Raw genomic sequence first — 5546 nt, 5'->3', positions numbered from 1 at the left:
AAATCGAATTCTATCGAATTACCGATTTCTGTCCCACTCTCTTTCTTTCCTTATAGGATATTTTCATATTCATCGCGGACAGATTGAGGCCAGACACTGGTTTGGACTTCACCGATATGTTTCTTACGAAGCAAGAACATAGCCAAACGAGATTGTCCGATCCCTCCACCAATTGTAAGTGGGAAAAGACCATTTAACAAGGCCTTGTGCCACTCTAATTGGAGACGATCCTCGTCCCCTGTAATCGCAACTTGGCGGCGAAGCGTATCTTCATCGACACGGATCCCCATTGAAGACAATTCAAAGGCTGAACCTAGAACGTCATTCCAGACGAGAATATCGCCATTCAAGCCCTTATAGCCATTTTCAGACTCTGTTGTCCAGTCATCGTAGTCAGGTGCACGTCCATCGTGTGGTTTGCCATCTGCAAGCTCTCCACCAATCCCAATCAAGAAAACGGCTCCGAATTCTTTGGCAATGGCATTTTCACGCTCTTTTGGAGTTAAATCTGGATAGCGTTCCACCAACTCTTCAGTGTGAATGAAGGTAATTTGTTTTGGAAGAACTGACTCAATGTCATAGCGCGCTTCTACTGCTAGTTCTGTCAAACGAATCGCCTTGTAGATCTTTTCAACCGTTTCTTTAAGGTAGGCGATGTTGCGTTGACCATTTGGGATGACCTTTTCCCAGTCCCATTGGTCTACATAAACAGAGTGGATAGCGTCTAGCGAATCTTCATCTGGACGAAGGGCCTTCATATGGACAAAGAGACCTTCTCCTTCGCCAAAACCAAAACGTGCCAAGGTATGGCGTTTCCATTTTGCAAGTGAATGCACGACTTCATAAGTCTCATCAGGAATTTGAAGGACCTTTACAGATACCGGATGTTCAATCCCAGAAAGGTTATCCTGCATACCGTCTCCGACCTTGCTCAAAATTGGCCCTTGGACTTCAATGATGTCCAATTTATCTTTTAAATATTGTGTGAAAGTCGTTTTAACAAACGAAATTTCTTTTTGTTGGTGGATAAAACTTTTTTTCATATAGTTCCTCATTTATAGACATTTTAGAAATGATTATACTCTTTTTTCAATCAAAATCAAGTCTTTTCATTCGTTTTCAACTGAATTTTTCTCTTGCAAAAAGGATTCATTTTTGATAAACTATACGTAACTTTTGAAACGTTACATAGGAGGAGCGACATGTTTGATGCAAAAAAACTAAAAGAAAGACGCCTGGAAAAAGGCTTAACCCAAGCAGATGTCTACGAGGATCTCAAGATTTCTCGCAAGACTTACTCCAGTTGGGAGAATGGCTTAGCGGAGCCGCACGAAAAAAATCTCAGGAGGTTGGCCAAGCGCCTCTCCGTTAAAGAGGACTACTTTATTAACAAAGAGTCTGCACTCTACACCTACCCTTTATTAACCCCACCTCATCAAAAGAAAGTCGACCAGTTGGCCAGCCAGTTATTGGAACAGCAGCAAAAAGTTGTTTCCTTGACAGCTTATAAGGTTCTGTCGATTGAGTTGGCAGCCGGTTTGGGACATACCTTTTATGACAACGAAACGGACTATGAAACTGTCTATTTTGACCAAGAGATCCAGCACGATTTCGCTTCTTGGGTATCCGGAGATTCGATGGAACCTCTCTATCCCAACGGCTCTGTTGCCCTCATGAAGCAGACTGGCTTTGACTATGATGGGGCTGTCTATGCCCTCATCTGGAATGGAAAAACCTACATCAAGAAAGTCTATCGGGAAGCGGAGGGCTTGCGCTTAGAATCCATCAACCCTGACTACGATGATTTATTTGCTCCCTATGAAGACGAGCCCAAAATCGTCGGCATTGTGGTCGGGCATTTTCTTCCACTCGAGGTTTAAATATGCTATTTGATTATTCACGTGAGCCTCATTCTGATATTGCTTTTGTGGATATGAAAAGTTTTTATGCCAGTTGTGAATGTGTCCATCTGGGGCTCAATCCCTTGACGACTTCTCTTTGCGTCATGAGTCGGAGCGACAATTCAGCTGGCCTAATTTTGGCGAGCTCTCCCGTTTTCAAACAAATCTTTGGCAAGAAAAATGTCAGCCGTAGCTACGACCTACCTTTTGACCTCAAAACCAGGAAATTTAATAGCTATGTCGCTAAAAAGCAAGGATTGCCAACAGATCCAGCCTTTATTGCATTCATTGAATCCTGGGCCAAGAGAACCCTGATTGTGCCTCCACGGATGAATGCCTATATTCAGGTCAATATGGAGATTCAAAAAGTCTTTCAGGAATTTGCGGCACCAGATGATATTTTTCCTTACTCGATTGACGAAGGCTTTATCGATCTGACCTCTTCCTTAAATTATTTTATTCCAGATCCCTCCCTCTCTCGAAAGGAAAAACTGGATCTCCTTTCTGCCAGAATCCAAAAAAGGATCTGGCAGGAAACTGGAATCTACTCTACCATCGGCCTCAGCAACGCCAATCCCCTTCTTGCCAAGCTAGCCTTGGACAATGAAGCCAAGCATTGCCGAAATATGCGCTCCAATTGGTCTTATGAAGATGTAGAAAGTAAGGTCTGGAAACTGCCCCAGCTCACTGATTTTTGGGGCATTGGACGTCGCACTGAAAAACGATTGCAAAAGATCGGGATCACGTCGATTGCTGAACTGGCTCAGGCTCACCCAGATCTCTTAAAGAAAGAATTCGGAGTCATGGGTCTGCAACTTTGGTTCCATGCTCATGGTATTGATGAAAGCAATGTCCACAAGCCTTATCGTCCGAAATCACGAGGCATTGGTAACTCTCAAATCTTGCCCTATGACTACCATCTACAAGCCGACATTGAACTGGTATTTCGGGAGATGGCTGAACAGGTGGCTATTCGCTTGCGACGGAAAAAAAAGAAGACCCAGCTGGTCTCTATTCATGCCTCCTACTCCAAAATCGAGGGACTTCCGTCCATTCACTGCCAGCAAAAGATTGAGCCCACCCAATCCACTAAGGTTTTATCCGATACGGTTCTGCGGCTCTTTCGCTCCAAGTACGAAGGTGGAGCCATTCGGCAGATTGGTGTTTTTTATGGAGAACTTGTCGAGGAGTCTCTTCAACTCTTTTCTCTCTTCGATGACCCAGTAGCCCTGGAAAAAGAGGAGAAACTTCAGCAGACCATCGACCGCATTCGGGACCAATTTGGCTTCACCTCTCTTCAGAAAGGCTCCTCACTACTAGAAAACTCACGCGCCATTGCACGCAGTAAACTAACAGGCGGACATTCCGCAGGAGGCTTAGATGGATTAACATGATCGACCGTTCTTATCTCCCTTATCAATCCGCCCGCGAATTTCAAGATCGTGGCATGGCCAAATGGGCTGGCTTCTTTTTATCCGAGCACACAACCGCCCTGCATACAAAAGAAATTGACCGCAGTCAGCTCACAATTCTTCCACTTGCTGAACAGATCCAGCTCCTGGAGCAGGCCTTTCAACAACAAACAACGATCTCGATCACAACTCTAGAGGGGAATCAATTTGCAACCTACACAGGTTCGATTCACACCTTATCTGCTTCTGAGCTTCTTCTCAAAAGCGATGGCCACTACCACCGTCTCCTCGTAGACTCTATCATTTTTATTGAATCTGAGGAAACACCCTATGAAACCTATTCAGACTAAACACGAATTACAATTTGATTATTTTTCGGAGAATTACCACCAATTTGAGATGGACTTTTACAAGTGGGCCGCTACTTCTACGCCGCTCGTCTTTTTAGAAGACGATATTCTCCACTCTATGGCAGCAGGCCAGCGAAACTACTTTCGTCTTCACCATACCAAAAGTCGGGATCATCGAGACCATTATTTCTATTTTAAGGTTTCCACACTCTCCCAATCACCCCTGACCCGTATTTACGCTTATACAGGCCATCACTTACAAAAGATAGATCCTCATCAGACAGAGAAAAAGGATAGCTTGATCTAAGAAGCTATCCTTTTTCTTGATTTATGGGATTCACTACAGTTCTTATGAGTGATTAGAATCCATCTACGTTTGTGTAGATTTTTTGTACGTCCTCGTCGTCTTCGAGAACGCTGTAAAGTTTTTCAAAGGTTTCCAAATCTTCACCTGACAACTCAACTTCTGATTGAGGAATCATTTCCAATTCTGTTACTTGGAATTCTTCGACACCTGATTCACGCAAAGCAACGATCGCTTTGTGAAGATCAGTTGGTGCTGTGTAGACGGTGATCGTTCCTTCTTCTGCTTCGACATCATCTACATCAACATCTGCTTCAAGCAAAAGCTCAAAGATGGCATCGGCATCATCACCAGCAAAGACGATAACACCCTTGTTGTCAAAGAGGTAAGATACAGAACCTGAAGCTCCCATGTTACCACCGTTTTTACCAAAGGCAGCACGGACATTGGCAGCTGTACGGTTGACGTTTGACGTCAAGGTATCAACGATCAACATCGAACCATTTGGCCCAAACCCTTCGTAACGTCCTTCTGTAAAGGTTTCGTCTGTATTTCCTTTTGCCTTATCGATCGCTTTATCAATAACGTGTTTTGGCACTTGCGCTTGTTTCGCACGGTCAATAACGAATCTCAAAGCAGTATTTAGTTCTGGATCTGGTTCACCCTTTTTAGCAGCTACATAGATCTCCACACCAAATTTGGCATACACTTTTGAGTTGGCACCATCTTTGGCAGTTTTCTTGGCAACAATATTGGCCCATTTACGTCCCATGAGGATTCTCCTTAAATTTTTTCAAATTATTTTCAATCTTTAACATTATATCACAAATCGTCGAAGTTAGACTAGATTTTTCTATTTTTAGAAAGGGGATTTTATAGGAATTTTCTTCGAGTTGGGAATTTTAAATAGCTATCCTAACTATCAAAAAGCTCCTCTTTTAAAGACTTAATAATGATCTTTAAAAGAGAGGAAAGCGACACCTGACTCATCTAGCATATAAATCAGGCGATTCTCTGCATCAATCCGTCTTGACCATGCTCCTTGAAAGTCATATTTCAAGGGCTCAGGCTTACCAATCCCTGCAAATGGGTCCCTTTGGATCTCTTTGATAAGGGTATTGATTCGCTTCAGTGTTTTTTTGTCCTGACTTTGCCAGTAACAATAATCCTTCCAGGCATCTTCTGTAAACTTGAGTAACATCCGTTACCCCTCAATCTCATGGAGTTGAACCTGACCAGCTCGGACTTCTGCCATGCCCCGCAAGACCTTATCTGACAATTCCTTGTTCTGAGCTAGTCTCAGGGTTTCTTGTAGGCTGTCCCACTCGCTCTTAGAGATGACCACAATATCTTCGTCTGGATTCTTATTCACGACTGTCAAAGGCTCAAACTCATCATTCACCTTCTTCATATAATCCTTCAAATGATTGCGGAATGTTGAATAAACGACTGCTTCCATGACCATACCTCATTCTACCTCTTTTCTATTATTATACATGAAAAAGAAAAACTTGTCAGGAACTTGTACAAGTTTTCCCTTCTCCAATTAATTATTCGTAAAAAATTTCTAAATTTGGTA

The 5546-nt window shown here is 43.0% G+C and carries 8 protein-coding genes; 4 read left to right on the top strand and 4 right to left on the bottom strand.

Annotated features, from left to right (window positions below; all coding sequences use genetic code 11):
- Positions 1-50: 50 nt before the first annotated feature.
- The gene (gene asnA, locus SPADD19_RS03905) at positions 51-1043 is read right to left on the bottom strand and encodes an aspartate--ammonia ligase (protein WP_061455285.1); all 993 of its coding nucleotides are present in this window, start codon (positions 1041-1043) and stop codon (positions 51-53) included.
- A gap of 159 nt (positions 1044-1202) precedes the next feature.
- Here asnA and SPADD19_RS03900 point away from each other — a divergent pair, with 159 nt between their 5' ends.
- The 4 genes from SPADD19_RS03900 to SPADD19_RS03885 are packed head-to-tail and all read left to right on the top strand — an operon-like array spanning position 1203 to position 3970.
- Complete coding sequence (locus SPADD19_RS03900; protein ID WP_061455284.1) at positions 1203-1880, top strand: helix-turn-helix domain-containing protein; 678 nt, start codon at positions 1203-1205, stop codon at positions 1878-1880.
- A 2-nt stretch (positions 1881-1882) separates the two neighbouring features.
- Complete coding sequence (locus tag SPADD19_RS03895; RefSeq protein WP_061455283.1) at positions 1883-3295, top strand: Y-family DNA polymerase; 1413 nt, start codon at positions 1883-1885, stop codon at positions 3293-3295.
- A complete protein-coding gene (locus tag SPADD19_RS03890; protein WP_049488926.1) occupies positions 3292-3663 on the top strand; it encodes a hypothetical protein in 372 nt (123 codons plus the stop codon). The genes SPADD19_RS03895 and SPADD19_RS03890 overlap by 4 nt, the downstream gene beginning before the upstream one ends.
- Positions 3644-3970, top strand: coding sequence for a DUF5960 family protein (locus SPADD19_RS03885; RefSeq protein WP_003005875.1), 327 nt, complete (start codon positions 3644-3646; stop codon positions 3968-3970). The genes SPADD19_RS03890 and SPADD19_RS03885 overlap by 20 nt, the downstream gene beginning before the upstream one ends.
- Before the next feature lie 52 nt (positions 3971-4022).
- Here the strand turns inward: SPADD19_RS03885 and SPADD19_RS03880 are convergent, their stop codons facing one another.
- The 3 genes from SPADD19_RS03880 to SPADD19_RS03870 all read right to left on the bottom strand — a co-directional run bounded on the left by SPADD19_RS03880 (position 4023) and on the right by SPADD19_RS03870 (position 5426).
- Entirely contained in the window at positions 4023-4739 is a 717-nt protein-coding gene (locus SPADD19_RS03880; RefSeq protein WP_003005873.1) for a YebC/PmpR family DNA-binding transcriptional regulator, read from the bottom strand.
- A gap of 174 nt (positions 4740-4913) precedes the next feature.
- A complete protein-coding gene (locus SPADD19_RS03875; RefSeq protein WP_013903192.1) occupies positions 4914-5168 on the bottom strand; it encodes a Txe/YoeB family addiction module toxin in 255 nt (84 codons plus the stop codon).
- Between the two features lie 3 nt (positions 5169-5171).
- Positions 5172-5426: a type II toxin-antitoxin system Phd/YefM family antitoxin gene (locus SPADD19_RS03870; RefSeq protein ID WP_003014291.1), complete on the bottom strand. Its 255-nt coding sequence runs from the start codon at positions 5424-5426 to the stop codon at positions 5172-5174.
- Between the last annotated feature and the right edge of the window lie 120 nt (positions 5427-5546).

The organism is Streptococcus parasanguinis (genome assembly GCF_001578955.1).
Lineage (GTDB): Bacteria > Bacillota > Bacilli > Lactobacillales > Streptococcaceae > Streptococcus > Streptococcus parasanguinis_U.
The sequence above is the reverse complement of the archived record's forward strand: the minus strand, read 5'-3'. Positions and strand labels throughout refer to the sequence as shown.